At 56.7% G+C, this 26,683-nt stretch carries 26 protein-coding genes; 13 read left to right on the top strand and 13 right to left on the bottom strand.

Features of this window, described 5'->3' with window-relative positions:
* Nucleotides 1–51 precede the first annotated feature (51 nt).
* Together N6L24_RS14810 and N6L24_RS14805 are read right to left on the bottom strand one after the other, a co-directional pair.
* Nucleotides 52–717 carry a pyridoxamine 5'-phosphate oxidase family protein gene (locus tag N6L24_RS14810; RefSeq protein WP_271845483.1) on the bottom strand — a complete coding sequence of 222 codons (666 nt, stop codon included), beginning with the start codon at nt 715–717 and terminating at the stop codon, nt 52–54.
* A 69-nt stretch (nt 718–786) separates the two neighbouring features.
* Nucleotides 787–1,809 carry a carbon-nitrogen hydrolase family protein gene (locus N6L24_RS14805; RefSeq protein WP_271845482.1) on the bottom strand — a complete coding sequence of 341 codons (1,023 nt, stop codon included), beginning with the start codon at nt 1,807–1,809 and terminating at the stop codon, nt 787–789.
* Nucleotides 1,810–1,935: 126 nt separating this feature from the next.
* On the opposite strand from N6L24_RS14805, the gene N6L24_RS14800 reads away from it, so the two are divergent.
* Complete coding sequence (locus N6L24_RS14800) at nt 1,936–2,898, top strand: helix-turn-helix domain-containing protein (protein ID WP_271845481.1); 963 nt, start codon at nt 1,936–1,938, stop codon at nt 2,896–2,898.
* On the opposite strand, the gene N6L24_RS14795 is transcribed toward N6L24_RS14800, so the two are convergent.
* On the bottom strand, nt 2,895–4,124 hold the full coding sequence (locus N6L24_RS14795; protein WP_271845480.1) for an aryl-sulfate sulfotransferase: 1,230 nt from the start codon (nt 4,122–4,124) through the stop codon (nt 2,895–2,897). The genes N6L24_RS14800 and N6L24_RS14795 overlap by 4 nt on opposite strands.
* Before the next feature lie 128 nt (nt 4,125–4,252).
* Between N6L24_RS14795 and N6L24_RS14790 the strand changes: the two genes are divergently transcribed.
* Nucleotides 4,253–5,104, top strand: a complete 852-nt coding sequence (locus N6L24_RS14790; RefSeq protein ID WP_271845479.1) for an MBL fold metallo-hydrolase — start codon at nt 4,253–4,255, stop codon at nt 5,102–5,104.
* A gap of 71 nt (nt 5,105–5,175) precedes the next feature.
* On the opposite strand, the gene N6L24_RS14785 is transcribed toward N6L24_RS14790, so the two are convergent.
* The 3 genes from N6L24_RS14785 to N6L24_RS14775 all read right to left on the bottom strand — a co-directional run bounded on the left by N6L24_RS14785 (nt 5,176) and on the right by N6L24_RS14775 (nt 8,053).
* Nucleotides 5,176–6,477 (bottom strand): TRAP transporter large permease, encoded by a 1,302-nt coding sequence (locus N6L24_RS14785; protein WP_271845478.1) that lies wholly within the window; start codon nt 6,475–6,477, stop codon nt 5,176–5,178.
* A complete protein-coding gene (locus tag N6L24_RS14780) occupies nt 6,467–6,901 on the bottom strand; it encodes a TRAP transporter small permease (RefSeq protein WP_271845551.1) in 435 nt (144 codons plus the stop codon). The genes N6L24_RS14785 and N6L24_RS14780 overlap by 11 nt, the downstream gene beginning before the upstream one ends.
* A gap of 132 nt (nt 6,902–7,033) precedes the next feature.
* Complete coding sequence (locus N6L24_RS14775; protein WP_271845477.1) at nt 7,034–8,053, bottom strand: TRAP transporter substrate-binding protein; 1,020 nt, start codon at nt 8,051–8,053, stop codon at nt 7,034–7,036.
* Nucleotides 8,054–8,195: 142 nt separating this feature from the next.
* On the opposite strand from N6L24_RS14775, the gene N6L24_RS14770 reads away from it, so the two are divergent.
* The 3 genes from N6L24_RS14770 to N6L24_RS14760 are packed head-to-tail and all read left to right on the top strand — an operon-like array spanning nt 8,196 to nt 11,382.
* Nucleotides 8,196–8,663, top strand: a complete 468-nt coding sequence (locus N6L24_RS14770) for a MarR family winged helix-turn-helix transcriptional regulator (protein WP_271845476.1) — start codon at nt 8,196–8,198, stop codon at nt 8,661–8,663.
* Between the two features lie 29 nt (nt 8,664–8,692).
* Complete coding sequence (locus tag N6L24_RS14765) at nt 8,693–9,949, top strand: aryl-sulfate sulfotransferase (protein ID WP_271845475.1); 1,257 nt, start codon at nt 8,693–8,695, stop codon at nt 9,947–9,949.
* 23 nt (nt 9,950–9,972) lie between these two features.
* A complete protein-coding gene (locus N6L24_RS14760; protein WP_271845474.1) occupies nt 9,973–11,382 on the top strand; it encodes an aldehyde dehydrogenase family protein in 1,410 nt (469 codons plus the stop codon).
* 33 nt (nt 11,383–11,415) lie between these two features.
* Here N6L24_RS14760 and hpaR read toward each other — a convergent pair whose 3' ends face one another.
* Nucleotides 11,416–11,853: a homoprotocatechuate degradation operon regulator HpaR gene (gene hpaR, locus N6L24_RS14755; RefSeq protein WP_271845473.1), complete on the bottom strand. Its 438-nt coding sequence runs from the start codon at nt 11,851–11,853 to the stop codon at nt 11,416–11,418.
* Between the two features lie 126 nt (nt 11,854–11,979).
* Complete coding sequence (locus tag N6L24_RS14750) at nt 11,980–12,447, bottom strand: MarR family winged helix-turn-helix transcriptional regulator (protein WP_271845472.1); 468 nt, start codon at nt 12,445–12,447, stop codon at nt 11,980–11,982.
* A 234-nt stretch (nt 12,448–12,681) separates the two neighbouring features.
* Between N6L24_RS14750 and N6L24_RS14745 the strand changes: the two genes are divergently transcribed.
* The 7 genes from N6L24_RS14745 to N6L24_RS14715 all read left to right on the top strand — a co-directional run bounded on the left by N6L24_RS14745 (nt 12,682) and on the right by N6L24_RS14715 (nt 21,022).
* Nucleotides 12,682–13,635 (top strand): tripartite tricarboxylate transporter substrate-binding protein, encoded by a 954-nt coding sequence (locus tag N6L24_RS14745; protein ID WP_271845471.1) that lies wholly within the window; start codon nt 12,682–12,684, stop codon nt 13,633–13,635.
* A 63-nt stretch (nt 13,636–13,698) separates the two neighbouring features.
* Nucleotides 13,699–14,280, top strand: a complete 582-nt coding sequence (locus N6L24_RS14740; RefSeq protein ID WP_271845470.1) for a hypothetical protein — start codon at nt 13,699–13,701, stop codon at nt 14,278–14,280.
* Nucleotides 14,280–15,875: a tripartite tricarboxylate transporter permease gene (locus tag N6L24_RS14735; protein WP_271845469.1), complete on the top strand. Its 1,596-nt coding sequence runs from the start codon at nt 14,280–14,282 to the stop codon at nt 15,873–15,875. The genes N6L24_RS14740 and N6L24_RS14735 overlap by 1 nt, the downstream gene beginning before the upstream one ends.
* Before the next feature lie 13 nt (nt 15,876–15,888).
* Complete coding sequence (locus N6L24_RS14730) at nt 15,889–16,719, top strand: universal stress protein (RefSeq protein WP_271845468.1); 831 nt, start codon at nt 15,889–15,891, stop codon at nt 16,717–16,719.
* A 14-nt stretch (nt 16,720–16,733) separates the two neighbouring features.
* The gene (locus N6L24_RS14725) at nt 16,734–18,263 is read left to right on the top strand and encodes a sulfatase-like hydrolase/transferase (protein ID WP_271845467.1); all 1,530 of its coding nucleotides are present in this window, start codon (nt 16,734–16,736) and stop codon (nt 18,261–18,263) included.
* Between the two features lie 3 nt (nt 18,264–18,266).
* Nucleotides 18,267–19,403, top strand: a complete 1,137-nt coding sequence (locus N6L24_RS14720; protein ID WP_271845466.1) for an alpha-hydroxy acid oxidase — start codon at nt 18,267–18,269, stop codon at nt 19,401–19,403.
* A gap of 23 nt (nt 19,404–19,426) precedes the next feature.
* Nucleotides 19,427–21,022: a sulfatase-like hydrolase/transferase gene (locus tag N6L24_RS14715; protein ID WP_271845465.1), complete on the top strand. Its 1,596-nt coding sequence runs from the start codon at nt 19,427–19,429 to the stop codon at nt 21,020–21,022.
* 93 nt (nt 21,023–21,115) lie between these two features.
* Here the strand turns inward: N6L24_RS14715 and N6L24_RS14710 are convergent, their stop codons facing one another.
* Together N6L24_RS14710 and N6L24_RS14705 are read right to left on the bottom strand one after the other, a co-directional pair.
* Nucleotides 21,116–21,706 (bottom strand): YceI family protein, encoded by a 591-nt coding sequence (locus tag N6L24_RS14710; protein ID WP_271845464.1) that lies wholly within the window; start codon nt 21,704–21,706, stop codon nt 21,116–21,118.
* 23 nt (nt 21,707–21,729) lie between these two features.
* The gene (locus N6L24_RS14705; RefSeq protein ID WP_271845463.1) at nt 21,730–22,563 is read right to left on the bottom strand and encodes a hypothetical protein; all 834 of its coding nucleotides are present in this window, start codon (nt 22,561–22,563) and stop codon (nt 21,730–21,732) included.
* Between the two features lie 104 nt (nt 22,564–22,667).
* Here N6L24_RS14705 and N6L24_RS14700 point away from each other — a divergent pair, with 104 nt between their 5' ends.
* Nucleotides 22,668–23,597 (top strand): LysR family transcriptional regulator, encoded by a 930-nt coding sequence (locus N6L24_RS14700; protein ID WP_271845462.1) that lies wholly within the window; start codon nt 22,668–22,670, stop codon nt 23,595–23,597.
* On the opposite strand, the gene N6L24_RS14695 is transcribed toward N6L24_RS14700, so the two are convergent.
* From N6L24_RS14695 to N6L24_RS14685, 3 genes are all read right to left on the bottom strand, one after another.
* The gene (locus N6L24_RS14695; RefSeq protein WP_271845461.1) at nt 23,567–24,517 is read right to left on the bottom strand and encodes a formylglycine-generating enzyme family protein; all 951 of its coding nucleotides are present in this window, start codon (nt 24,515–24,517) and stop codon (nt 23,567–23,569) included. The two genes, N6L24_RS14700 and N6L24_RS14695, sit on opposite strands and share 31 nt — an antisense overlap.
* A 17-nt stretch (nt 24,518–24,534) precedes the next feature.
* On the bottom strand, nt 24,535–25,608 hold the full coding sequence (locus N6L24_RS14690; RefSeq protein WP_271845460.1) for an AbrB family transcriptional regulator: 1,074 nt from the start codon (nt 25,606–25,608) through the stop codon (nt 24,535–24,537).
* On the bottom strand, nt 25,608–26,683 hold a 1,076-nt coding region (locus tag N6L24_RS14685; protein WP_271845459.1), incomplete at its 5' end, for a thiamine pyrophosphate-dependent enzyme. The genes N6L24_RS14690 and N6L24_RS14685, both read right to left, overlap by 1 nt.

Genomic DNA, 26,683 nt, shown 5'->3' with positions numbered 1-26,683 from the left:
TCTCCGGGTTTTTCAGATCAGAGCCGCAGAGCGCGCGGCCCGTTGTGGGTGTCAGGACGTGCCTTTTGCAACCTTGTCCAAATACTGTTCTTCGCTGATTGTGCCGCCCTCGTGCTCTGCGCGCCCTTGATCGTCGGGGTGCAGGAAGGGTTGCAGCGGATCGATACGTTTCCAGGCCGGGAACGGGGCCTTGCCCTCTGCGTCCGGAACATAAGGCGATTTTTCGACCCGTGTATGTTTATGGATGTAGCGGGCGCAGTTCTGAAAGACGACATCAACATGGACATCGACAACCATATTGGCCCCGGGGAACTGAGCAACCAATTCAGGATCGCGGTTGATTTTCGCCGTGCCCTGCACCCGGATACGCCAGGGCGTGACCATATCCATGAACAGCATGCCGACCTTGGCCGTCTCATCAATATTGCCGAGCGAGAGCCACATGCCATTGCCATCATAGTTCGGAAAGATCAGACGGTTGTTTGATAGCACTTTGACAAAGCCGACATCGCCGCCTTTGTAAGACACCGTCGGCTCGCCCTTGGCATTCACGCTGGACAGAAAGAAATAGTCCCGGCTGTTGATATAGTCGGTGTGAATTTCTTCCAGCTCGTCCCGCACGATGGCGTGCACCACGACGTCGGCCAGCTTGTCCTGCTTGCCTTCCTGCTGCAATGCGCGTTGGGCATCGGTATAGAAATCATCTGGTGTTGGCACGTTTACCTCCATTGACGCATGGTGTGATTTGGCATGGCCCCCAAACCACGTGGCTGGGGGCCATTGACGTCACTCAGCCGCCTGCTCGAGTTCTACGATCTCGGCATTTGGGGATGCGCTGAGCTCAACGTCATTCGTGTCGTCAAAATACATCACGGCGCGCTGCTTCTTTTTGTTCAAAAGCAACCGGGTGCTGTCGGCCTTTGCATAATGCCCAGCCGGATCTGCCGCGGCCTTGGCATAGCCGATCATATGCAGATCAATGTCGGCATAGACGATGCCTTCCTCGTCATGGGCAAGTTCAGACCCGATGCTGGTTCCATCCGGGGCATAGATCTTGGTGTAGCCCCCGCCGGTCGGGCACAATTTTTCCTTTTCAGGGTCGCCTTGGCAGACAATGTCTTGGTTTTCTTTGGTTACGAGCGAACAAGGCGCAACGACAAAGCAGCTGCCTTCCACCGCATACATCATGCTCGCGCCGTTGTTGACCTGATGCCCCAGCGCATAGGCGGTGCCTTCATACAGCGCCAGATTGGGCCAGGCTGCGATGTGAATCTGCTCGTTCTGGGAATACATGGCGTATTTGGACAGCGGCTGCAGGTGTTCCCAGCAGGCCAGCTGACCCACGCGGCCAAGCGACGTGTCCACGACGTTCAAATCAGACCCGTCGCCTTCGCCGTAAACCGTGCGCTCCACATGGGTCGGTTTGAGTTTGCGGCGCCGGTTGATGACCTCGCCGTTTTCATCAAAATGCCACTGCCCAATATAAAGCGAGCCGCCGTCCCGTTCGGATACACCAATCGACAGCTGGATGTTGTTGTCACGGCAGGCCTGCGCCAAACGCTTTTCTTCTTCGGACCCCGCAACAATGGAATTGTCAAAATAGCGGCCCACGAATTGCATTTGCCAGGCCACCGGACCCAGCCAGATGTGATTGGGATAGCCGGGCAGCCAGGTTTCGCTGAAGGCCACAAGTTTTGCGCCATTGGCGGCCGCTTCTTCGATATAGGTGATCGCTTTGGTGACGCTTGCCTGCAGGTCCAGAAAGACAGGGGCGGCTTGCACTGCGGCAACTTTGAATTGTTGAGACATTTCTTTTCTCCCGGTTGGATGCCTTGATCCTGTGACATCTGAAACGCCTCTGCTTTTGTATTTGGGCTGAAAAACTTGCGTTTTTGTGCGTTTCGGGGAAAATAGTTGAAAATAGGACTAGATCGCATGAACCTGTTGAAACGCTATGACACAACGCAGATTTCGCAGGCAAATCGCTTTGCTTACTGGAGTGATGCGATTTGCAACAGCTATGTTCAGCTTGGTTGCGATGCGAAAAACACCAGTGGTTTCAAAGGCGAAATCAAAGTTCGTCGACATTCTATCCTGTCGATTTCGGAAGTGTCGGCGATGGCGCACACCGCTGAGCGCCGCAAGGAAGATATTCGCGGCGCCACCGATGAATTTTTTCTGCTGAGCCTGCAACGCAAGAGATCATCGCGAATCACGCAGTTCGGCAAAACGGCGGTTCTGCAACCTGGGGATATGGCGCTTTATTCCAGTTCTGACCCCTATCGCTTGGATCTGCCCGACAATTTCGAAAAAACTGTGGTGCAACTCCCGCGCGAGAAATTGCTGGCGCGTCTGCCGAATGCGGCCATGCTGATCGCCCATCGCATTGACGGGCAATCGGGCATCGGGGCGCTGGTGCGCAACAGCATTTTGGAATTTTCCAAACATGCGGGCGATGACAACGCGACCTTGCAAAGCATGGTGCAGGCCACGTTGATTGACTTGATCGCCACGGGCCTTGCCTCTGAGATTGGTCAAAAAGCAGAACTGTCCTCGCCCGAGCAACACGTTCTGATGCGCGCAAAGAATTTTGTGCGATCAAACCTGGGGCATGCCGAACTGGACCGCAATCTGGTTGCCAATGAAATCGGGATGTCCCTACGCCGCCTGAACGCCGTATTCACCAAAGAGGGGTATTCAATCGCAGAATTCATCCGCTCAGAGCGTCTGAAACGGGTGGCGATTGAGCTGCGCGATGGGCGCTATGCGCATCTGTCGATCAGCGAAATTGCGATACGCAACGGGTTTTCAAATCTGCAGCATTTCTCAACGCTGTTCCGCACAACGCTTGGTATGACCGCCAAAGAGTATCGCAACAGGCCCGACACGTCCCACTAAGCTGCGCGCAGCTTTTCCCAGAGCTTTCGAGGAATGTACTGCGGGCGGAAGCCGTTCCAGCCGCTGTTCGGACCTGACCCCGGATCGGACATCTTGCCCTCAAAAACAATCTCACCGCTTGGGGTGACTTCCCGCAGATAGATCATCCCTTCCCCATCGGGTGGGTCATTCACCGGCAGGCCTTCGGCATCCACGCGAATGCCGGTGCAGGCAATGAATTTATTGCCATTGCCCATTTCGCATACCCCGCTGACGTAGTGCGAATAGGGCAAAACATCGCGGCCGCCATAGCGCCAGACCTCGGTCGCCTCCATCGTGCTTTCGTCGATCTGATACGCCAAACAATAGCTTTGGCCTTGGGTGACATGTTCCATCGGGTTGGGCCAAACAGCGCCGCGCGCGCCATTATCAAACAGCATCAGCGCCCCGTCTTTGGTGAAACTCAGATCATGCTGATGATAGGCGGGGCGCCCGCCGTTGATCTTGAGCAGCCGTTCGGCCTGTGGGCCTTTCCAGCCGGTCTTATCGCCCAAAATCCAATGCAGATCACCGTCAAAGCCAAACTTGGCCACGCAATCCTGATGCCGCATCGACACCAGCACACCGGAATTGTCAGGCGCAACGATGGCACAATTTCCGTGGCTCCAATCCAGCGTGTTTTTCCAACCCTGGTGGATCCAATACGGAATTTCGGCGCTCCAGCCGAGGCGGTCACGATCCAGCCCCTCGGACACCGGGAACTCGATTTCAATGTTGCCGTCGCGATCAAAAATGACCACCGTATCCACCATGCGGTGGGTCCAGTCTCCGATTGGCTCGTGCAGTTTTTCATGCGCCAGCGACAGCGACATATACCGCCCTTTTGCGATCTCTTGCACCGTGTGATGCACCTTGAGCGTATCCAGACCGGCACCGTCGAGGCCATTGGGATGCTGGGGACGGCAATACCATTGATGCAGCAGCGTGCCATCAAAACCGATTTCGACAATGCGCCCATCGGTGCCCATCACCAAAAGCGTGTCTTGCAGCGAAAGCCGGCAATCCATCAGCGCAAAGTCAAACGGACGGCGCCAGACGATCTGCCCGGCGCTATCAATCGCAATGACCTGTTCGCAATCGCTGCGCTTGTGGATCGAGCGCGTGTTGTTCCCAACGGTCAGGATGATGATGCCATCATCGCGTTTGGCCGCATCAATGGAAAGAACGTCAAGTTCTGGCTGTTTCATGGCTCCCCTCCCCTTTGATGTCCAAACTGCGCAATTTACATGGCATGTGCAACAAAATTCTTGCCCGCCAGCGCAGCACATGATCAGGTAGCGGGAATCCCTTAGGCCTTGCAAAGGAGGAGAACCCAATGGATGAAGTCATTCTGCTGGGCGTAAAAGGCGGCCCTGCGATCCGTCAGGGCGGCGCCATGCCAACCGCCAGTCTACTTAGAATGGGGGGGCAAAATATCGTCGTGGATTGCGCTGTTGGCGCTACGCGCAGTGTGGTTGAGGCCGGCGTGTCCGTGACGGACATTGATGCCATCTTTATCACCCACCTGCATTCCGACCACCTGCTGGAACTTGGGCCCCTTATCTATACAGCCTGGACAACAAGCATGCCCAAGAAGGTCAAGATTTTTGGCCCCATCGGCATTGCGGATTATTGGAAAAACTTCCTGGCCTCGATGTCCTATGACCATGCGATCCGCATGGATGACGAAGGTCGTCCTGACTTGAACACTCAGGTGGAAGTTGTTGAATTTGATGCATCTTTGGATGTTTCATTAGGCGACGTAAAGGTGACGGCCTTGCGGGTCGATCATCCGCCAGTCACCGAATGTTATGCATTGCGGTTTGAGCATTCGGGCAAGTCGGTCGTGTTTTCGGCAGATACGTGTTACTTCCCGCCGCTCGCGGTGTTTTCCAAAGATGCGGATATCTTGGTGCACGAAGCGATGCTGCTTGCCGGGGTCGACAAAATTGTCAACCGCACCCCGGATGCCAAACGCCTGCGCGAACATTTGCTGGCCTCGCACACCGCGGCGGGCGATGTTGCAAAGATCGCCACGGCGGCCAATGTGAAACATCTGGTGCTCAATCACTTGATCCCGGTGGATGACCCGGAATTTGGCGAGGCCGACTGGCGGGAAGAAATGTCACATGGGTGGGATGGGCCCCTGACCATTGGCCACGACGGCCTGTCAATCCCGATCAAATAATCAAAAAAAAACGGCCCGGACATCCGGGCCGTTTTTCTAATAGGTTTTTCAGCGGCAGTTTTTTTTGAAGTCTAGCCTGCGATACTGGGCAGCCAGAGCGCGATACCCGGCACCAGCAGCAGCAAAATCATCAACACCGCCAGCGCAGCCACAAATGGCATCACACCTTTGTAGATCGTCGCGAGCGACACTTCTGGTGCCATACCTTTGATAACAAACACATTCATTCCCATGGGCGGTGAAATCAGCGCCATCTCCACCACAACCACAATCAAGATGCCGAACCACACCGGATCATATCCCATGGATGTCACCAGCGGGAAAAACACCGGCACCGTCAACAAGATCATGGCAATCGTATCCAGGATCGCGCCCAGAATGATATAGATCAGGATCACCAGCAAAATGGTGCCGGTCGGCCCCAAGGCAGTTTGGCTGATCCAGCTTTCGATCAGAAAGGGCACCTGCGCCAGCGCCATGTAGTTCTTGAACACCAAAGCGCCGATCAGGATGGTGAAAATCATTGTGGTGGTGCGGATCGTGTCCATCAACGCATCGACATAGATCTTCCATGTCATCCGCCCCATCGCCAGACCGAGAAGTACGGCGCCAAAGGCCCCGACCCCGGCGGCCTCAGACGCGGTGAAAACGCCCATATAGATCCCGCCCAGAACGACCAGAAACAGGATCAAAGAGCCAAACACCTTGCGCAGCGCGGCAATTTTTTCAGCAAAGGGAACGGACCGACCCGGAGGGCCATAGCCCGGACGCACCCGCACCAGAATGGCCACGGTCGCAAAGAACAGCAGCACCAGAATTATGCCCGGCACCAGACCCGCCAGAAACAGATCAACAATGCTGGTTTCCGTCATGATGCCATAGATCACCATGATCACGCTCGGCGGGATCAGAATACCAATGGTGCCGCCCGCCGCGATCACACCGGTGGCCAGCGTATCTGAATACTCATAACGGCGCATTTCCGGCAGGGCGACTTCGCTCATCGTGGCGGCGGTCGCCAGCGAGGATCCGGAAATCGCCCCAAAGGCCCCGCAGGCCCCAACCGTTGCCATGCCCAAACCCCCACGCTGTCCGCCCATCCAGGCGTTAAAGGCAGCATAAAGATCCCCGCTTAGGCCCAATCGCGTGGCCAAAAAGCCCATCAGGACAAACAGCGGGATCACCGATAGATCAAAGCTGAGCGCGGTGTCAGACACCGTTTGCCCCAGCAGATACAGCGAACTGTCAGCGGGAATAATTGTGGCCATGCCGACAAAGCCAGCCAGCGCCATGGCCAGACCGATATGCATGCCAAGCGCCAAAAGGCCAAACATGCCCAGCACAATAATAAGAGGCAGAAACTCAGCGCCCATGAGCGTCACCCACTTTCGTAACGTTTGTTCTAAGATGGCGCTGCAAATGAACGAGCAGGCCAAGCACCAGCATCAGACTGAAGGCGGCCATGATCCAGACAACAAGCCAAAGTGGCAGGGTCAGCACCTGTGTGACGCTGCCGTCAGCGGTGTTTTGCACCGCTTGCGCTGCCAGACGCCACGTGATGACCCCTGCAATCAGCGCGCTGAGCACATGCACAAAAACCGCCATCAGTCGTTGCCACTTTAGCGAGGCCATTTGCGTCACAAGATCGACCTTGATGTGGCCATCGCGCAGCGTTGTCACCCCCATGCCGGCAAATACCAAAAGTCCCATAAAACAAGAGATGATCTCAATCGACCCGATGATGGGTCGGTTGAAGACATATCGCCCGATCACGTCGAAAAACATCACGAGCATCATCAGCGTCAAAATCACCCCGCCGACCCAGGCCAAAGCGCTGGAAAGGCGGGAAACCCAACGTTCAGCCGGAGTTTCGTCCGGCTGAACTTGATTGGGAGGGGGAGGAGTTGGGTTTCCCATTCTTGTATCGATTTATTGAGCGTTCGCTGCGATCTGAGATTTCAGCTCTTCGATCAACGCAGACCCGTTAAGACCCTTGTCGTCCGCCATCTTTTCCCAGTCAGTCTGAACGAAGGAAGAGACGTCTTTGACTTTGGCGAGGTCAGCATCGCTCAGTGTGGTGATGGTATTGCCCTGGTCCACCGCGCCTTGGCGGCCCGATGCCTCGACAGCATCCCAACGCGCGCCGATCATCTTAGAGCCGGACAGGCCCATGCCCTCGATCGCGGCTTGTGCTTCTGGGGACAGCTTGTCCCAGCTGCGTTTGTTCATCGCGACCCAAAAGACGGTGCCGTAAAGACCCTGAGGGAATTCAAGGTGATGGCTCGACAATTCGGTCAGGCGGAACCCGGCCAGCGCTTCCCAAGGGAACTGGGTCGCATCGACAGTGCCGCGTTCCATCGCTTCGGTTGTACCCGCAGGCGGAATAAAGACCGGCGCGGCGCCCAGGCGCTTGAGGATTTCGATGCCAACACCGCCCGCACGCACTTTCATGCCGTCCAGATCCGCCAAGGATGTCATCGGCTTACGCGCGTGCAGCAGGAAGGGTGCTGTGGTGAACACCGCCAGAAGTTTGGTGTCTTTGAACTCCATATCGTCAAAGCCATTGTCCGTGTACCACTGCCACGCACCGGCAGAGGCCGCTTCGGCGCTTTCAAACAGGAACGGGATTTCAACACCTTGCAGCAGGGCAAATTGGTTCGGGGTAAAGGCCGCCGTGCTGTAGGCGATATCAACAGCGCCGTTTTTGACCAGATCATATTGGCCGGGCGGTGGGGCCAGCGGGGCCTTCATCAGTTCAATGGATACTTCGCCATTGGTCGCTTTTTCGACTTCGGCAATCCACTGACCAAAGGTTTCCTGGATGTGGTGTACCGGCGGCAGCCAGTTTGCCATGCGCAGTTTTGTTTCTGCCATTGCGCCCTGCGCAAGACCTACGATCAGCGCTGCGGTGGCCGCACGCATGCCAAGAGTTTTGTATTTCGTGAACATTTTGTTCCTCCCTAAATGTTCCGCGATTTTGAAACCTCGCGAAATTATACATAGCTTGTGCCATGTATTTTCGATTGGCAAGAAAAATGTTGCACATGCCATGTATTTTAGCATTAGATGGCCCCAAGCGGAGGAAAATCATTTGGAAGACCCCCTGATCACGGAAGGTGACATTGACGATTATCTGAACATTCGTGCGGTTCAGATGTCCAATCGTCTGCAGCTGATGGTGCAGCGCCGTGCGTTGCGCCCGGCGGGGCTTCCTTTGCAGGATTGGCGCATCATTGTGTCGCTGGCGCGGTATGGCTCAAGCCATTTGCGCCATATTACACAGCGCGCGTCGCTCGATCCGGCCCACGCCAGTCGCGCCGCAAGCAACCTTGAAAAACAAGGCCTGATCACGCGCCGTGTCGACCCCAACGATTCACGGCGGCGTTTGCTGTCACTGACCTCAGCGGGCGAAGAGATGTTCTGGAAAATCTGGAATGAATCCATGGCGATGAGCCAGGAAATCAACGCCCTCTTTTCCAAAGATGAACTCCAATCCCTCAAATCCTACCTCGATCGCGTCATCCACTTTGCGGATGGCAAGCTTGGTAGCGACACCTAAACAAATTATTTGCAAAATAGGCTCTCTCAATGACCAACCCCATGCAACCCGATCTCAAGATATTGGCCTGCGACACCGAGCGGCGCAGCCCCGGCGTCGTGCTGTTGACGGTTGGCCGTTCGACCCGTGCGATTCGCAAAACCAGTGAATTCGAAGCAGTGATTGCGATCACGCAGGACGGCAAAATTGCCTGGCAGCGCGAGTTTGATTTTTGCCTGATGGATGTCCGGCGCTCGCGTCAGGATACGATTCTGATCATGGGCACCGGCGGCATTGCCTGCGAGATCGACCATGAGGGCAATATGCTGCACAAATGGTATTGCCGTGGCCTGCACGACAGCGCACCGGATGGGGTGCTGGTGGATACGTTGAAATTCCACCACTCCATCTGTGAGCTTGAAGATGGGACACTTTGCTCGCTGAGCCTTGAGCAAAAGCCACTGGCCGAACCTGACGAGCTGGCGGATTACGTCATGCTCGACACGATTTTCATCTGGAATCGTGACGGGTCGGTTGTCAAAGAAATGAGCCTCGCAGATGTCTGCGACATTGAACGCTATAGCCATGACAGCCACCCGATTTATTACCAGAACCAGGGCTGGCCGCGCACCAAAGACTGGAGCCACGGCAACTGCGTGATTCAGGACCCAAAAGACAAAGGGTTCTTGATGTCCTTCCGCCATCAGGACAGCGTGACCAAGGTCACAGAGGATGGCCAATTGCAGTGGATCATGGGCATTGATCGCGGCTATCGTCCGCAATTCCAGGACAAATTGCTCAAGATGGAATGGGAGCGCCCGTTTTATCACCAGCATGACATTTCCTTTACCCAGAATGGCGATGTGATGATCTTTGACAATGGCACTCGTGGGGCTTTCCCCCCTGATCCGATTGTCGCGCCGGAAGAACAGGAAAGCTTTGCGCTGTGCTTTGATGTGGATGAAGAGGCCATGACCGCAAAAGAAACCTGGCGCTATGGCGGCCACGGTGTGCTGCCCTTCTCTCTTTATGTCAGCGGCGTTTGTGAGATGCCAAACGGCAATAAATTCATCGCCTGTTCCGGGCTGAAACACGACAAGGAAGGTAAAGTCGCCTTTATCCCCCCGCAGGGTGTTGGCGCCATTGAACTGATCGAAGTCACGCCCGAGGGCGAGCGGGTCTTCCATGCCCGAATCGAAGCCCCGGAGGATCCGATCGAAAAGGGCTGGAATGGTTTCCGGCCTGAATACGTCGCCCCCGATCTGGCGGATCGCCTCGCCGGTCCATGGCTGCGCGACGACAGCTAACTGCATTATTCAAGGAACGTCCCATGACCCGCTTTTGCCTTACGATCAATGGACAACAGGTTGAAACACCTGAGTATTTTGATGTGATCAACCCCGCAACCGAAGAGCTGGCCGGACGCGCGCCCGCTGGCGAAGCGGCGCATATGGAACAGGCCATCAACGCGGCCGCCGCAGCCTTTGAAACCTGGTCCAAAGTCGATGACTCCGTGCGCAAAGAGGCCTGCCTTGCCATCGCTGACGTGATGGAGGCCCATAAGGAAGAGCTGGCCAATCTGATCACGCTGGAGCAGGGCAAACCTTTGGGGGGCCGTGGGTCGCGATTTGAAATCCAGGGGGCCGTGGCCTGGACGCGCTATACCGCAGGGCTCGATCTGCCGGTCGAAGTGCTGCAAGACAACGATGCCGGCCGCGTCGAAGTACATCGCAAGCCGATCGGTGTGATCGGCTCCATCACCCCTTGGAATTGGCCGGTATCCATTGCCACATGGCATTTCATGCCGGCCATTCGCGCGGGCAATACCGTGGTTTTGAAACCCTCGCCCAACACGCCTTTGGCGACGCTGCGCCTGGCGGAGCTGATCTCTGACGTGCTGCCCGCCGGCGTCTTGAATGTGGTGTCGGGGCTTGACCATCTGGGACCGATCCTGACGGGACATCCAAAGGTCGACAAGATCACCTTTACTGGCTCCACCCCCACGGGCCGCAAAGTCATGCAATCGGCGAGCCAGACCCTTAAGCGGCTGACCTTGGAACTGGGCGGCAATGACGCGGGTATCGTCCTGCCAGATGTTGACCCGGCTGATGTTGGCCCCAAGCTGCTGGCCGCAGCCTACAACAACAATGGCCAGACCTGTGCCTGTCTGAAGCGTATCTATGTGCATGACGATATCTATGACGCGGTTTGTGACGCGATGGTTGCGGCCTCCAAAGAGATCAAAGTTGGCAACGGCCTGGATGCGGACAGCATGCTGGGGCCGGTTCAGAATGAGGCGCAGTATAATATCGTCATTGATCTGGTCGAAGACGCCAAGGCGCAGGGGGCCAAGGTATTGGTCGGCGGCACCCCACGGGACGGCGCGGGCTATTTCTATCCGATCACATTGGTCGCCGAAGCCAGAGACGGCATGCGGATTGTCGATGAAGAGCAGTTCGGCCCGTGCACCCCGATCATTCGGTACACGAATCTTGATGATGTGATTGAACGCGCCAATGCCTGCGATGTCGGCTTGGGCGGCTCTGTCTGGTCAAATGACCTGGACAAGGCACGCGCGGTTGCGGCCCAGCTGGAATGCGGATCGGTCTGGATCAACAAACACGGTGCCTTGCAGCCCAACGCCCCGTTTGGCGGCATCAAGCAATCTGGATTTGGGGTGCAATTCTCAGATGCGGGCCTGCGCGAAGTCACAACCGGCCAGACGATGTTCGTGCGTTAAGGCGATCTCGCTTGAAGGGACAGGATGTTGGACCTAGCGATCTTTGCTTTGCGCGACGGCTTCGAGCAGGTCCAACAACCGTTCATATTCTTCGGCCCCGACACGGGCCTTGATATCCGCGATGATGCTGACCGCTGTGGTCAGGTTGTTGTCAATCAGCGCCTGCCCTTCTGCGGTCAGCGACAGTGTTTGGCGCCGGCCATCGCGCGCGTCTTTTTCACGGGTGATCAAACCCACTTCGCTCATTCTTTTGACGATACGGGTCAAACTCGGCATCAACAGACACGCGCGTTCGGAAACTTCGGTGGCATCCTGCGGGCCATATTCTGCCAAAACCCGCAGAACGCGCCATTGCTGTTCCGTTACGCCGGTGTCTGCAAGCATTTCACGAATCGGGCCCATGATCGCCTCGCGCGCCCGAATGAGCGCAATTGGCAAAGAACGTTTCGTGGAGGGCAGTTTAGGAGCCATGAAATTCAAGCCTTACAGGTGCACATCTGTTTAAGGCAATTTGCCTAATGCGATCTGAAACGCGGCGCAAGAATTTGATCTGACAAAGCGGCCCCAAAGGCCCCCAAAGCGGGGCTGGGGCGCGGTTTAGTCCGAAAAATGCTCAACCAGCTTGGCAAAACTTTCATGCAGTCCGGAAATCGTCTCTTGGCCCAGCAGTTCTTCGACTTGCTGTCGGCGTGCCGCGAATCGGGGGGCCAGTTCTGCCATCAGCGCAATGCCTTTCGGGGCCAGCGCGACCAGCTTGCGGCGCTTGTTTTTGGCGTCGGTGTGAAACTCGACCAACTCTTTATTACCCAGGTCCGTGGCCACTCGACTAATTTGCGCATTGTCAGTTACCATATGTCGGCTAAGATCAGCGATGGAGATGCTTTCAAAGGTCTCCACGGTTTTCATCAACCGGTAGGCGGTTAGGTTCAGAGACGTATCTGCCAATAAAAGCAAGGCGTTCTGATCCATGAGCTTTGAGATCATAGAGAACTGAAAGGTCACATTGCTTTCGAGTTTGAGCACTCTTTCAAGCCTGCGTTCCAGCTCTCTTGACGTGATAGTCATGCATTCGCCCCTTAAGTCCTGCATTCGCAAGATAGTTGTTGAGTTAACTTGTTAAATATGATACTTCGCTCATGTATCTTGCATACACAGTAAGATGGATTGGTCTGAAAGGAAAGGTATCTGAATTTCAGTAGAAGGCTTCATAGCCCTTCGACAACAATCGACACAGTTTTTCGGGCAGCAATGCCCAAGATCTAAAATCTCACAATTTCAAGCTTCTTTGGAGGAGGAAATATGAAACTTGGACGTATTAAGAGCACACTGGTCGCAGTCGCTTTGGCATCTTCGATGGCAACAGCTGCTGTTGCAGAGTGGCAGCCATCTGGCCCAATCAAACTGATGATCGCATTCCGCGCAGGCGGCGGTGTTGATACATCTGCGCGTTTGCTTGCAGAAGAGCTGACAGCACGTCACGGCTGGGAAATCATCCCAGAGAACGTTGCTGGCCGCGGTGGTGCAGCAATGGCTGCAGCGCTGAAGGACGAGCCTGCAGACGGTCTGGCCATCGGCATGACTGCCATGGACAGCCTGGCCTATGGCGTGCTGGCGGCAAAGAACCCTGGCTTTACACCAGAAGATTTCACCTATCTGAGCGCCATCACCGGCACACAGACCGGTCTGATCGCCAAATCCAGCCGTGGCTGGAAAAACCTGGGTGACGTGATCGCTGCTGCGAAAGCAGGCGAGGAAATCTCTGCTGGCGCAATGAGCGCTAAGCTGGCCGACGCGCTTTACCTGATTGGGCAAGCCAACGGCGTTGAGTTCACCACTGTGATGGTTCAAGGCGGCAAAGGCGGTCTGAATGGCGTTGTTGCAGACGATCTGGACATCGCTTGGGCGGCTGGCCCACAAACCCAGGGCGTCAAAGCTGGCGACCTTGTGAACCTGGTTTCCGCAGAATCTGCGCCACTGAACATCTCACCTGATGCGCCCCTGCTGAACGAATACAATGTCGAATTCACCTTCGGCACAAAATTCGGTGTGGTCGCGCCAGCTGGTCTGGACCCAGAAGCCCGCAAGGTTCTGCAGGATGCGATCGTCGAGGTTGTCAACGACCCAGAAAGCAAGCTGAACCAGTTCATCACACGCGCGTTCTCTGGCCCTGAGCCAATCGCCGGTGAAGACTTTGATGCCTTCATGGCAGCCGCCCGCGAGGAATCCGAGCGTTTCCTGAAGGCTGTGGAATAATCTCTTTCCGCATATAACAACGCACCGAGTGTTCGCACTCGGTGCATCTGGGAGGAATTCGCGATGCTAGGACGCAGAGCTGAGCTGATGCTCGGCGCAGTATTTCTGTTGCTTGGGCTTTTTGTCATCGTCGTTTGGGTGCCGCAGGACAGCGAAACCTGGATGATCGAGACCTTTCGACGCCAAACCACAATGGGTGATGCATTTCTCCCGATGATTGCCGGGGCGCTGGTGGCCATTTGCGCTGCTATTCACCTGTTCATGACATTGCGTCGCAACGAAGAACAAGAGACCGATGGGCCGGTTTTTGATGGCGCAGCGCTTGCCTTCTTGGTGCAGCTTTCTGGCCTGACCGCGCTTTGTCTTGCCGTCATGTATTGGGCCGGACCAATTGCGGTGCAGCTTTTTGCCTCCGGCGAAACAGGCGACGCCGCCACATATCGCCAGATGCGTGGCACCTACCCTTACAAGCTGCTCGGCTTTGTATTGGGCGGATTTTCCCTTGTGTTTCTGACCACATCTTTGATCGAAGGCCGCTTTAAGGTTTCGCGCGTCATCTCGTCAATTTTGGCGGTCATCGTGCTGATCGTCATCTTCGATCTGCCATTTGACAACATTCTCTTGCCCCCGAACGGAGACTGGTAATGGGTGTCTTTGAATATGTTTGGGCCGGTGTCATGGCCGTTTTTGCAGGGCCTGAAGCCTTCGCAATCTTTGGTGTCGGCATTTCGATCACCCTGCTGATGGTGGCCTTTGGCTTCTTTCTCGGAATCGTGATTGGTGCAACCCCGGGCTTGGGCGGCCCCTTTGTCATGGCTGTGTCCTTGCCGGTGCTGATCTCTATCTTTGGCTTCACGCCTGATGCACTGCTGCCGATCATGGGGTTTCTTGTCGGCGTCATGAAGGGTGCGACGGTGGGCGGCAGTGTCCCTGCCATTCTCTTTAATACGCCGGGGACGCCGGATGCATTGATGACCACGCTCGATGGGTATCCGATGACCAAAAAAGGTCAGGCGGGCAAAGCCCTGCGCACGGCGCATTTCGCATCCGCCTCTGGGGACACGTTCTCTGACCTTGTGCTCTTTACCACCGCGCCGTTCCTGGCAATCTTGGTAGAGGGCTACCTCGGCTTTGCCGAAAAAGCCGCGCTGATTATCCTGTCATTGAGCTTTGTGGCCGCCGTCGTTGGTGCCTCCCCGATGAAAGGGTTGATTGCCGCTTTCCTTGGTCTGCTCATAGCTTCGGTAGGCACTGGCGAAGATCTCTATCCCCGCATGTCGATGGGCACTGATTTTCTTGCCAACGGCGTTCCGCTGATCACCGCTGTTTTGGGTGTGTTGATCATGGGCGAGGTTTTCTCATCCTTTGAACAGATGTGGCGAGACCGGCGCACCGAAGCCGCCACCGCTGAAATCCCGCAATCCGGCGACAACAGCTTGTCTTTCCGCGAGCGGCGCAAATTGATGCCTTTCATTGGTGTATCTGCCGTGGTGGGCACCGTTATCGGAGCCCTGCCGGGGATCGGCTCTACCCTGGCCGCAACGCTGGGCTATGCGACGGGTCAGAAAATGCACAAAGGGCCCGTGAATTTTGGCGAAGGTACCCCCGAGGGTGTTGCCGCAACCGAAGCTGCGAACAGCTCTGTTTCTGGGGCCAACCTCATTCCTGTGTTGTCTCTGGGCATTCCCGGCAACGTGGGCGCGGTGTTCCTCATTCTGGCGGCCGAAAGCATCGGCGGGTTTAACCCGGGGCCAAGTGTTTTCCGTTTCACCACAACAGAAGTGAACCCGGAGCTGGTGATTGCCTTTGGTCTCTTCACCACAATGATGTTTGCCAATATCCTGAACTGGACCTTTGGCGGCCAATTCATGCGCTGGGTTGGGATCATGGTGAAAATCCCCAAACCGGCCTTGATGCCCATCGTCTTTTTGCTGACCATCACGGCGGTCTACGTCCAGGAAACCAGCATGCTGTCGGTCTATTTCCTGCTTGGTTTTGGGCTGCTGGGCTATGTCATGCGCAAGATCCGCATGCCAATCTTGCCTTTCGTGATTTCCTTCATTCTGGCGGGCAATCTGGAAACCGCACTGCGTCAGGCCTTTGCCGTGTCCAAGGCAGACCCGTTGTTCCTGTTCCGCAGCCCGCTGTCGGTGGTGTTCCTTGCGCTGTCGATCATCGTGGTGATCTTCTTTTCCCGCGGCAAGAAATCCGATCCCAAAATGACCTCTGAAGTCTCCTGAGAGGAAGGTTCTTATGGCGATAAAAAATATCCTGGTGGCCTTCAACGGGTCGGAAAGCAGCGAAGCTGCATTGCGCACCGCGATCCTGATGCATCAGAAACATGGCTGCCATGTCACCGGATTGCTGGTGCATGCTGGGCAGCGTGAAAAACTCAGCACCCACAGCTGGGTGCCCGAGAGCGTGCGCAAGACCATTGCCAAAAAGGTTCGAGAGATCGAGCAAAGCTTTGAAGCCAAGTTTCGCGACCTTGTCGGCGATGCCGTCCCAGCGGATCAATTGCACTGGATTTCCCTGTTTGGGGACTCCGACGCCACCGTTGCGAAATATGCCCGCATGTACGATCTGACCATTGTGGGCCGTTATGACGCGGTGGATGGCCGCGCCGACCTTGAGCTGCATCCGGAAGAGATTGCACTGAAAAGCGGTCGGCCGGTATTTGTCATCCCGCGCGGTCATGCGCCCAAGCGCATTCGCGAACGGGCCGTGGTGGCCTGGGATGGGCAGCGGGCGGCAACGCGCGCTGTCACTGATGCGATGCAGATCCTTGAATCAAAGCAACAAGTTGATGTGCTGAGCATCGAAGATGGCTCCGTGCGCCCCTCTTTGCCCGGCATCGACGTCGCAACCGCGCTGACCCGGCATGGCATCAATGTGAAACGTGTGCGCCGCGATCCCGCAGGCGCGCGCGTCGCCGCCGACATCCTCGCCTATTGCGAAGAAGTCGAAGCCGGAATGCTGGTGATCGGCGCCTATGAGCATAGCGTGTTCCGCGAACGTCTGATGGGCGGCTCCACCCAATACATCCTGCAGCACGCCAAGCTGCCGGTCCTAATGTCCCACTAATTTCGGATAGTGTAATGTCAAAACCAAACTTTATTTTCATCACTTCGGATCAGCACCGCGGCGATTGCCTGGGTGTTGAGGGACGCAAGATCCGCACCCCGCATTTGGACCAGCTTTCCAAAGAGGGCACCCGGTTTACCTCTGCGATCTGCCCCTCCCCTGTGTGCCAACCCTCGCGTGCGTCGATCCTGACCGGGCAGCTCTGCCGCACCAACGGCGTGCATGACAACGGCATCGATCTTGAACCGGAAGTGGGTGAAAAAGGGTTTGCTGGCGCATTGGGCGCGGCGGGCTATGAAACCGCCTATTTTGGCAAGGCGCATTTTTCCAGCTACGATGCGCGCCACAAAACCGGCACGCCGGAAAGCGTGCTTTCCTCTGAAGATTACGGCGATGACTGGTATGGGCCTTACATGGGCTTTCAGCATGTCGAAACCATGATCCATGGCCACAACTACTTCACCCCGCAAAAGCCACCGCGTGGACAGCATTTTGAACGCTTCTACTATGGGTCCGGGCGCGGTGATGAGCTGAACGAACTTTACAAGCAAACAGGCAAAGACACCAAAGGTGCCGCGCAAACCTGGCATTCGCAGCTGCCGCTGGCGTTTCACAACACCCCTTGGACCGCCGATCGCGCCATCGAATGGCTCAAGTTCAAACGCGACACCGACAAGCCTTTCATGACCTGGATCAGCTTCCCTGATCCGCATCATCCATTTGACTGCCCAGAGCCTTGGTCGCTCCTGCATGACCCGGCCGAAGTGGACATCCCAGAGCACCGCACCCGCGATCTGGAAAACCGCCCCTGGTGGCACAAAGCCGCGCTGGAAAGCGAACCGCAGGGCGACCCGGAATCCGTGAAGATCCGCAAGGAATATTCCAAGATTGCGCAGCAAACCGACGAGCAGCTGCGCGAAATTATTGCAAATACTTATGGCCAGATCGCGCTGATCGACCACCATATCGGGCGCATTATGAATGCCTTGCGCGAGGCTGGACTGGATGAAAACACCTATATCATCTATTCGGCAGATCACGGCGATTGGCTTGGCGATCATGGCTTGGTGCTCAAAGGGCCAATGTTCTACGAAGGTCTGCTGCGCATTCCTCTGATCGTTAAAGGCCCCGGCGTTCCGGCGGGCAAAGTTGTGGATGAACCCGTGTCCAACATGGACCTCGGCCCCACGATGTACGATCTGGCCGAGGTGGCGCCGCTGCACACCCAACATGGCGAAAGCCTGCGCCCGCTTTTGGAAAGCGACGACGCGACCCGCGATTTTGCGATGGGCGAATGGGAATTGCTGCCAAACCGCGTGGGCGTTGCTCTTTCGCTGCGCTGCGTGCGCACCAAGACCGACAAGCTGACCATGGATATGCGCTCCGGTGCCGGCGAGATGTATGATCTGGTCAACGACCCGCAAGAAATGGTCAACGTCTTTGAGGACCCGGCCTATGCAGAGCGCCGCAAAGTGCTCGAAGGGTATCTGGCCGCACGGCCTGATGACATCGGCCCAATCCGAAAGCCAGTTGGACCCGCGTAAACCATGGATCTTGCAAATAAATACCCCTCTATCTGGCACCTTGCGGATCGGGCCAAGAAACGTATCCCGTTTTTCGCCTGGGAATATCTGGACAGCGGCACCGGCATGGAACGCTTGGTGGACCGCAATCGCGCCGCGCTCGACGCGGTGCACCTGACCCCGCGTGTGTTGGGGGGCCGGTTCACACCTGACCTGACAACCACTTTGTTTGGCCAAGAGTTCTCTGCCCCCTTCGGTGCCGCCCCGGTCGGCATGTCAGGGTTGATGTGGCCCGGCGCTGAGAAATCTCTGGCGCGTATGGCGGCGGAGAAATCCATCCCCTACGGGCTGAGCATGGTGGCCAACGAAGATCCCGAGACGGTGGCGGGCATTGCCCCGGACCAGACCTGGATGCAGATCTACGCGCCAAAAGAACCCGAGGTTCTTGACGACCTGATCCAGCGCAGCAAGGCCGCGGGCGTGAAAACGCTGATTGTCACCGTCGACGTGCCCGTTGGCAGCCGGCGTGAACGCCAGCTGGCCGCCGGATTGACCGTACCGCCCAAAATGAACGCGCAGACCCTATGGCGGGTTGCCGTGCGCCCGGAATGGGCCTTGGCGACGCTGGCCTATGGGCAACCGCGCTTTCGCACCCTTGAACGCTATTTCCCGCAAGATCAGATGCGCGAGGGCGCAAAGCTGATCGGCAATATCGTCGACGGTCGCCCGGACTGGGCCTATTTTGACCGTATCCGCGCGGCGTGGGATGGCAATCTGATCCTCAAGGGCATCATGGACCCGCAAGACGCCAAAGATGCCATTGCACATGGCGCGGATGCCGTCTGGGTGTCCAACCACGGCGGGCGCCAGTTTGACGGCTCTCCAGCGGCCATCGACGCCCTCCCCGCCATCGCAGATGCGGTCGCAGGCCGCGTGCCGGTCATGTTTGACAGCGGCATCCGCGGTGGACTGGACATCCTGCGGGCGCTCTCGCTTGGGGCAGATTTCTGCTTCTTGGGGCGGGCGTTCTTGTATGCGATTGCGGCCTTGGGCGACAAAGGGGCCACGCATGCCTACGATATTTTGCGCGGCGATCTGGAAAACAACATGGTCCAGATTGGGGCAAAATCACTAGCAGACCTGCGCAGCCCGCAGGCGTGACATAAGCGACGGAAAGACTTTCGATGGCAAAAAATGTCCTTTTCATCATGTGCGACCAACTGCGCTATGACTATCTGGGATGCGCGGGCCACCCGACCATTCGCACCCCAAATATTGATGCCCTTGCCGCGCGCGGGGTCAGGTTCAGCCGCTCATATGTGCAGTCGCCCATCTGTGGCCCCAGCCGTATGAGCACCTACACCGGGCGCTATGTGCGCAGCCACGGTGCCGATTACAACAATGTGCCCTTGCGCGTTGGCGAATGGACATTGGGGGATCACCTCAAGAGCTCTGGCGCGCGGGCGGTTCTGTGTGGGAAAACCCATGCCAAAGCTGATATCGAGGGCATGGAACGCCTTGGCATCGACCCATCCAGCCCCAAGGGCAAACACATCGCCGAAGCGGGGTTCGAAGTCTGGGATCGCCTGGATGGCCTGCATCCGAAGAATTTGAAAACGCCCAGCCATTACAACGACTATCTGCGCAGCAAAGGGTTTGATGGTGACACCCCTTGGCAAGACTGGGCCGCATCGGTTGTGGACCATGATGGGTCGGTCAAAAATGGCTGGCTCAACGAATATGCCGATCGCCCCGCGCGCATCCCTGAAGAGCACAGCGAAACGGCCTATTCCACCAATCGGGCCATGGAGTTTATCGAGCAGGCAGAGGGCGACCCGTGGTGTCTGCACCTGAGCTATATTAAGCCACATTGGCCCATCGTCGCCCCTGCCCCCTACCACAATATGTACGGCCCCGAAGATGTCGTGCCGGTAGTACGGGCAGAGCATGAAAAGACCGAGGCCCATCCCGTCTATCAAAGCAACCAGAATGCGCGGTTCTCGACGATCTACAATCGCGACGGCGCGCGCGAAAAGGTTGTCGCCGCCTATATGGGGCTGATCACGCAGATTGACGATCACATTGGCCGCCTGATGAATTGGCTGGATAACACCGGCCGCAGCAAAGACACGCTGATCATCTTTACGTCGGACCATGGCGACTATCTCGGCGACCACTGGATGGGCGAGAAACTGTATTTCCATGATCCCTCCGTCCGCGTGCCTTTGATCGTGGTGGATCCGTCACCCAAAGCCGACAAGGCGCGGGGCACGGTGGATGACCGCCTGACCGAATCCATCGATCTGGTGCCCACCATCGTGGATTACATGGGCGGCGAGATCCGCGATCATATCCTTGAGGGGCGCTCGCTGTTGCCGTTGATCCATGGCGAAGACGTCACATGGAAGGGCTGCGTCTTTAGCGAGGCGGACTATGGGCGTTCAGCGGCCCGGACCAAGCTGGATCGCCCGACGGATCACTGCCGCATGGTGATGGCCTTTGACGGGCGCTGGAAATATGTCCACTCCGAAGGCCTGCGCCCGATGCTGTTTGATCTGGAAAACGATCCGGAAGAGATGAACGATCTGGGGCAACACACCTATTACGAAGATATTCGCCAGAAAATGAAAGACCATGTGCTGGATTGGGCCTACGGCGGCAAAAACCGCATCACCCAGACCAATGCGTTTATCGAAGCCAAGAAGCCTGAATTCAAAAAAGGCGTGCTGATCGGTTTCTGGGACGAAGAAGAATTGGATGCCGCCTGGCGCGCATCCTAAGCCGCAGATAGGCCGCATGAAAAAGACCCGCGCTGTTGCCAGCGCGGGTCTTTCTTTTTGTGGTGAATTGGCCGGTGCTACCGGCCAATCCTTTTACTGCTTCAGCGCTTCGATATCGATCATCAGGTTGATGACTGGGCCCAGGCCGAACCCTTCCATCTTGGTGATGCCAAACTCTTTGGAATCGATGCTGCCGGTTGCAGAGAAGCCGGTTTTGATTTTCGCGTCGTTCCATGGCAGAGGCGATTCAGAATTCCACACCACGTCCAGAACAACTGGCTTGGTCACGCCAACCAGGGTCATGTCACCCGTGATCAGGCCGGTACGGTCGCCAGTTTTCTCGATCGATGTCGAAACGAATTCGATGGTCGGGAATTCTTCTGCGTTCAAGAAGTCTGGGCTGCGCAGGTGATCGTCACGGGCCTCCAGGTTGGTGTCGATGCTGGCCGCTTCGATGACAACATTCACAGAGCTTTTTGTGACGTCTTCTTTGTCAAATTCGATTTCGCCGCTGACCGCGTTAAACGTGCCGCGTGCGTTGGCCCAACCAACGTGGTTGGTGGAGAATTGAACCCAGGCGTGTGCTGGATCAATCATATAGGTATCTGCAGCAAGAACAGGCGCTGCGAAGCCGGTGACAGCTGCGAAAGATACAGCAGAGCAGAGTTTGGTCAGAGTTTTCATGGAAGTCTCCTTTAGGTGTGAGATCAGGCTGCGGTGAGCCAGGCGGTGGCAATAGCGGCGAGGGCTGGCACAACGGCGTAGCCACCGGTCGCGATGGGTGCTTTCCAATTCATCCGGCCGGCAAATCGGGCCGCCACGAATGGGATCGCGTAGAGCAAGCAAAGCAAAACAAATGCCAGGGAGCTAAGCTTTGAAGCAAAGACCGCGATGGAAAGCAAAATGATAGAAACGCTGGCCAGCAAAACCCAGTTCAATGCAGCGGCTTTGCCTGCATCGACTGCTTTGCCCAATACGGCGACGCGCAGATACGTGAGCGCCAGGTAACCGCCGGTCAAGGCAGCGCAGGCACCCAACATTTGCGCCAGGCCGATATAGCCGCCCAGCACCGAGACGATGGCGCCCGCAATGGCCAGCGCAAGCGTCATGATCGGCCAGAGGAACAGATCCTGGCGCAGCTCTGCACGCAGGGCCGTGTTGCCGGTCAGGCCCAGCACTGGCAACAGCGCCAGGAACAGCTCAGGCTGGAAGGGATCTGAGGCGATCTTGCGCTGCGCGATCCAGCCAAGCGCCACCAGACCGACGACCAGAGCAATGAGGGTCTTGGGGGCGTTTTTCATCGCGCCGAAGCCAAAACCAACGACGCCGATCAAAATCAGCAGATAGGCCAGCTTGTGTTTAGAGGAAATTGGCGGGAATGGTGGCACCCCTTCAAGCAGGTAGTAGACCACCAAGATGAGCACCGAGGCAAACAGCGCCAGAAGCGCCGCCTTTGCCGAAGTGAATTGCACGCCACACGCAAGAAATACCCCTAAAACAAGGGGTATCGCCACGGTGGTTAAGGCGAGTGTCAGTAGCACGGAATTGGTCCTTATTTCCGATTGTCCTCAGCAAATATAGTTGCGAACATTCGAGCGAAAATGGAGAATATGGATATAGAGAATCGCCGAAACGGAGATAATAAATGGATCACCTGGCGACCATGCGCGCCTTTGTTGCTGTCGCGGAAGAGGGGTCCTTTGTTGCGGCTGCAAAGCGGCTTGGAATCACACCACAATTGGTCAGCAAACATGTGCAGGCACTTGAATCTGAATTGGGTGTGCGTCTGCTAAACCGCACCACCCGCTCGGTCAGTCGCACGGAAATCGGTGATCGTTTTGCACGGCGCTGCGCGACACTTTTGGACGACTTCGAAGACATCGTGACCGAGGTCCGCGACGAGCATAGCCAGCCACGCGGCCATTTGCGCATCACGGTGCCCGTGACGTTTGCCGAGATTTACATGGCACCGATCTTGGTAAAATTCAGCGCGCTTTATCCTGACATCACCGTCAATATGCGCTTGTCTGACGATTTTTCCGACCTGCTGGAAGAAAGCGTGGATATCGCGCTGCGGATCGGTAAGCTCAACGACTCCTCGATGATCGTACGCAAGATCGTCGATACCAAATCGGTCCTCTGTGCGGCGCCAAGCTATCTGGAGAAAGCAGGCATCCCGAAACGTCCGCAAGATCTTGAAGCCCATGACTGCATTGTGGATACCAATCGCCGGGCCCCAGACCGTTGGACATTTTCCGATCAGGGCAAACTGCAAACGGTGACCATATCGGGGCGCTACACCGTGAATTCCGCCACGGCTTCGATCGAGCTTGGCAAGGCTGGGGCGGGCATCCTCATTTGCCCCGACCTCTTTGCGCAAAGAGATCTGGCCGCCGGCCATTTGGTGCAGGTCTTGCCCAATATGACAACAGAAGGCTCAGGCCTTTATGCGCTGTTTCACAGCGCCCGGCATTCGGCGGCAAAAACCCGTGTCTTTATCGACTTCGTGACCGCGTGGTTCAAATCACACCACACCATGCCCCATCACATGGGCCAGACGACGCGAAACCCCTGATGCGTTGTGGTGCTGTCGGGCGACGTGCCCGAACGCGCGGCGATGCGGTAGCGGTAGCAATAGGATTGATGACATAGGAAGGACCCACCCTTTGAGAGCTTGTATCCTTTCATCCCCTCAAGCCGCTGGCGCACATGTTTCTTGAGTGACTTGATCCGATAGGGCTCTGTCGTCCATTCCCAGACATTGCCGACCACGTTGTAAAGACCATAGCCGTTAGGCGCGTAATGTTTGGCAGGTGCGGTTGTGACAAACCCGTCCTTGGCCGTGTTTTCTTCGGGGAATCGGCCTTGCCAAATATTGCAGGGTTGAAAATCAAAATCGTTCGGCTCTTCGCTGCCCCATGGGAATTTGACATCGCCACTGCCGCCCCGCGCCGCATGCTCCCATTCCGCTTCGGTTGGCAGGCGTCCCCCGACCCATTTTGCATAGGCCTGCGCATCGTTCCAAGACACCTGCACAACCGGATGATCCGGATGCCACGCCTCTTCCTCAGTGCCCGGGCCGTTGATGTCGCGCCAGTTTGCACCATCCACGCGGCGCCACCATTCGACATCAACCACGGCTTGGGTGGGCCCCACGCTTTCGGGTACCTGTGCCCAGAAGACAAAAGACCAGCCGAACCTTTCTGCTTCCGTGACATATCCTGTCGCCGCGATAAAAGCGGCAAACTGGGCGTTGGTGACGGTTGTGGCCCCAATGCGAAAAGGTTTGATGCGGGTCTTTCGCAGCGGATCTTCGCCATCATCCAAAATTTCCGCCGTGCGCGTGCCAACCAACGACGGCCCGCCAGGGATCGCAACGGCATCGGGCGCAACACGCAGCGCCGCAAGATGCGAGATATCTTGAGCTGAATCGGAAACGTCTTGGTCAGGGCGCGCTGGGGTGCAGCAGCTTTTTGGCTTGGAAGAATCAGGCATGCGGGACCTTAGAAAACCTAGCCCCCTTTGCCAACACGCTCTGCGCGTGACGTTAATATGCCGGCCACTGTCACCGTGAACACAATCCGAAAGAGATGATGCGTTGTCACAAGAACGGGGGCCACCCCCAAGCTGAGCGAAACAAGGCTCATTTCGGTCACGCCACCGGGGGCAAAGCTGATCAGCAAGGCCTCAAACGGCATGGGCACAAGACGGTCAAGAACCAGTGCGAATCCAGAGGCGATGATCAAAGTTGCGCCCACCGAAAGACCGCCGAGCAAAAAGGCACCCCCAAGCCGCCGCGGCGTTGACCGCGCAAAATTGGACCCAAGGGCCGACCCGACGACCAGCTGCGCCAGATTGACCAGAATGCCCGGTCCGTTCAGGTCAATCACCCCGGAGCCTTGCAAGATTGCGGTCAGCAAAAGCGGTCCAATCAGATGGCTCGCCGGCAATTTCAGCCGCCCGCCAATAAATATCCCGACCGGCACGATGATCAAAAACAGCAGCCAATCCTGCCATTCCGCTGGAGCGCGCTGCAGCGTTTCACCGGCAGCGCTGCCCACGGTTTCGCCGGTAATCAGCTGGAACAGCATCGGGATCGACACGATCACCAGAATAAGCCGCACAAAATGTTGCAGGCTCAGCGCTTCGACATCGCCGCCCGCTTTCTCGCCTAGGGACACCGCCTCAACCAGACCGCCCGGCATCGCGGCATATTTCGCCGTCACGGAATCAAATCGGCCGATCCGCGCGAATATCGTGTAGTTGACCACCTGCGCAATGGCGACAAACACCATCATGGCCGTCAATGTAATGGCAAAATCCGGAACAGCCTTGAGAACGTCTGAATTGAACGTCGTGCCAATCATCGTGCCAATGACCGCAATAAACACATGACGCAGCTTTACCGGAAACCAGAGCCGCGTGCCGGTGCTGGCGAAATACCCCAGCGACAACATCGCAGAGGTCGCCATACTGCCCAAAAGAAACGGGATCGGCATGCCGATCCATTTCCCAAGCAAAGCGCCAATAAGCCCCGATCCTAAGATCGAGGCCAATTGGATGTATTTGGTCTTGGCTTCCGCCATTACTCAGGGGCAGCCGGATGAATGAAGGGCCAAGGCGATCCATCGCTGCCACGTTCGACCGGCACCTCAATCAGAACTGGTGCGTTGGCGGCCAGGGCCTCTTCCAGCGCTTCTTTCAGTTCCGAAGGATCCGTCGCCTTGATCCCTTTCACGCCAAAGCTCTCGGCCATCGCAACAAAGTCTGGGTTTTCCAGATCCGCGCCCATCAGGCGATTGCCATAGACCGTTTGCTGATCACGGCGCACGTTGCCGTAGGCAGAGTTGTTGAACACAATCGCAACCACATTGATGCCATGTTGCACCGCAGTTGCCAGTTCCTGCACGCCAAACATAAAGCCACCGTCACCGGATACCGAGATCACGGCCTTGTCCGGGTTCGCGACCTTCACACCAAGCGCGGTATTGAAACCAAAGCCAAGGTTATCCTGATAGGCACAGGTCACATATTGGCGCGGCTCGTAGACCGGGAAACACATGCGCGCGGTAAAGCCAACCTGGCTGACTTCTTCCACAAAGAAACCATCACGCGGCAGCACATCGCGGATCACCTTAAGGTAGCCCTGCTGTGGCTGAACGCTGGTCAATTCTTCGGCCGCTGCCGCAGAATATCCACGGTACTCTTCAGCGCGATCTGCACGCGGTGCGATCTTGCCTTTCAGAGCGTCAATCAATGCACGGGTGCCCTGCGCGGCGTCAGCAACCACACCGTGGTCTGGCTTCAGGCGCACAAATTCAGTCGGATCAATGTCGATGCGCAGGGTTTTGATCCCTTCCGGGAACCAGCGCCAGCGGAAGTGCTGCAGCTCCAGACGTGAGCCGATGCCGATCAAAAGGTCGCATTCCGGCCAGAATTTCCAAGCTGCCGGTGGCAGCAGTGCCAGATCGTCATCTTCCGGCATTACGCCTTTGCCCTGACGGTGCGCTGTGACGGGTGCCTGCAACAGGCGCGCCAGCTCGCGCACCTCTTCGGCCGCATCCCATGTGCCGCCGCCAACCATGATCATCGGATTCTTGGCTGCGGCAATCATCTCTGCTGCGGCGGCAATCGCGTCCGGGTCCGGTGTTGGTGCAGCGC

Source organism: Cognatishimia sp. SS12 (genome assembly GCF_028369055.1).
GTDB lineage: Bacteria > Pseudomonadota > Alphaproteobacteria > Rhodobacterales > Rhodobacteraceae > Cognatishimia.
Note: the sequence above shows the minus strand (reverse complement) of the source record. Positions and strands in the feature narration are given on the sequence as shown.

What these genes read in the sequence shown, in the direction of transcription:
- N6L24_RS14720 (WP_271845466.1), top strand. Translation starts at nt 18,267, where the DNA reads ATGGATCTTGCAAATAAATACCCCTCTATCTGGCACCTTGCGGATCGG.
- N6L24_RS14785 (WP_271845478.1), bottom strand. Translation starts at nt 6,477, where the DNA reads ATGGGCGCTGAGTTTCTGCCTCTTATTATTGTGCTGGGCATGTTTGGC.
- N6L24_RS14765 (WP_271845475.1), top strand. Translation starts at nt 8,693, where the DNA reads ATGACCAACCCCATGCAACCCGATCTCAAGATATTGGCCTGCGACACC.
- N6L24_RS14800 (WP_271845481.1), top strand. Translation starts at nt 1,936, where the DNA reads ATGAACCTGTTGAAACGCTATGACACAACGCAGATTTCGCAGGCAAAT.
- N6L24_RS14805 (WP_271845482.1), bottom strand. Translation starts at nt 1,809, where the DNA reads ATGTCTCAACAATTCAAAGTTGCCGCAGTGCAAGCCGCCCCTGTCTTT.
- N6L24_RS14690 (WP_271845460.1), bottom strand. Translation starts at nt 25,608, where the DNA reads ATGGCGGAAGCCAAGACCAAATACATCCAATTGGCCTCGATCTTAGGA.
- N6L24_RS14740 (WP_271845470.1), top strand. Translation starts at nt 13,699, where the DNA reads ATGCTAGGACGCAGAGCTGAGCTGATGCTCGGCGCAGTATTTCTGTTG.
- N6L24_RS14760 (WP_271845474.1), top strand. Translation starts at nt 9,973, where the DNA reads ATGACCCGCTTTTGCCTTACGATCAATGGACAACAGGTTGAAACACCT.
- N6L24_RS14745 (WP_271845471.1), top strand. Translation starts at nt 12,682, where the DNA reads ATGAAACTTGGACGTATTAAGAGCACACTGGTCGCAGTCGCTTTGGCA.
- N6L24_RS14700 (WP_271845462.1), top strand. Translation starts at nt 22,668, where the DNA reads ATGGATCACCTGGCGACCATGCGCGCCTTTGTTGCTGTCGCGGAAGAG.
- N6L24_RS14695 (WP_271845461.1), bottom strand. Translation starts at nt 24,517, where the DNA reads ATGCCTGATTCTTCCAAGCCAAAAAGCTGCTGCACCCCAGCGCGCCCT.
- N6L24_RS14715 (WP_271845465.1), top strand. Translation starts at nt 19,427, where the DNA reads ATGGCAAAAAATGTCCTTTTCATCATGTGCGACCAACTGCGCTATGAC.
- N6L24_RS14750 (WP_271845472.1), bottom strand. Translation starts at nt 12,447, where the DNA reads ATGACTATCACGTCAAGAGAGCTGGAACGCAGGCTTGAAAGAGTGCTC.
- N6L24_RS14790 (WP_271845479.1), top strand. Translation starts at nt 4,253, where the DNA reads ATGGATGAAGTCATTCTGCTGGGCGTAAAAGGCGGCCCTGCGATCCGT.
- N6L24_RS14780 (WP_271845551.1), bottom strand. Translation starts at nt 6,901, where the DNA reads ATGATGCTCGTGATGTTTTTCGACGTGATCGGGCGATATGTCTTCAAC.
- N6L24_RS14735 (WP_271845469.1), top strand. Translation starts at nt 14,280, where the DNA reads ATGGGTGTCTTTGAATATGTTTGGGCCGGTGTCATGGCCGTTTTTGCA.
- N6L24_RS14730 (WP_271845468.1), top strand. Translation starts at nt 15,889, where the DNA reads ATGGCGATAAAAAATATCCTGGTGGCCTTCAACGGGTCGGAAAGCAGC.
- N6L24_RS14775 (WP_271845477.1), bottom strand. Translation starts at nt 8,053, where the DNA reads ATGTTCACGAAATACAAAACTCTTGGCATGCGTGCGGCCACCGCAGCG.
- hpaR (WP_271845473.1), bottom strand. Translation starts at nt 11,853, where the DNA reads ATGGCTCCTAAACTGCCCTCCACGAAACGTTCTTTGCCAATTGCGCTC.
- N6L24_RS14795 (WP_271845480.1), bottom strand. Translation starts at nt 4,124, where the DNA reads ATGAAACAGCCAGAACTTGACGTTCTTTCCATTGATGCGGCCAAACGC.
- N6L24_RS14725 (WP_271845467.1), top strand. Translation starts at nt 16,734, where the DNA reads ATGTCAAAACCAAACTTTATTTTCATCACTTCGGATCAGCACCGCGGC.
- N6L24_RS14710 (WP_271845464.1), bottom strand. Translation starts at nt 21,706, where the DNA reads ATGAAAACTCTGACCAAACTCTGCTCTGCTGTATCTTTCGCAGCTGTC.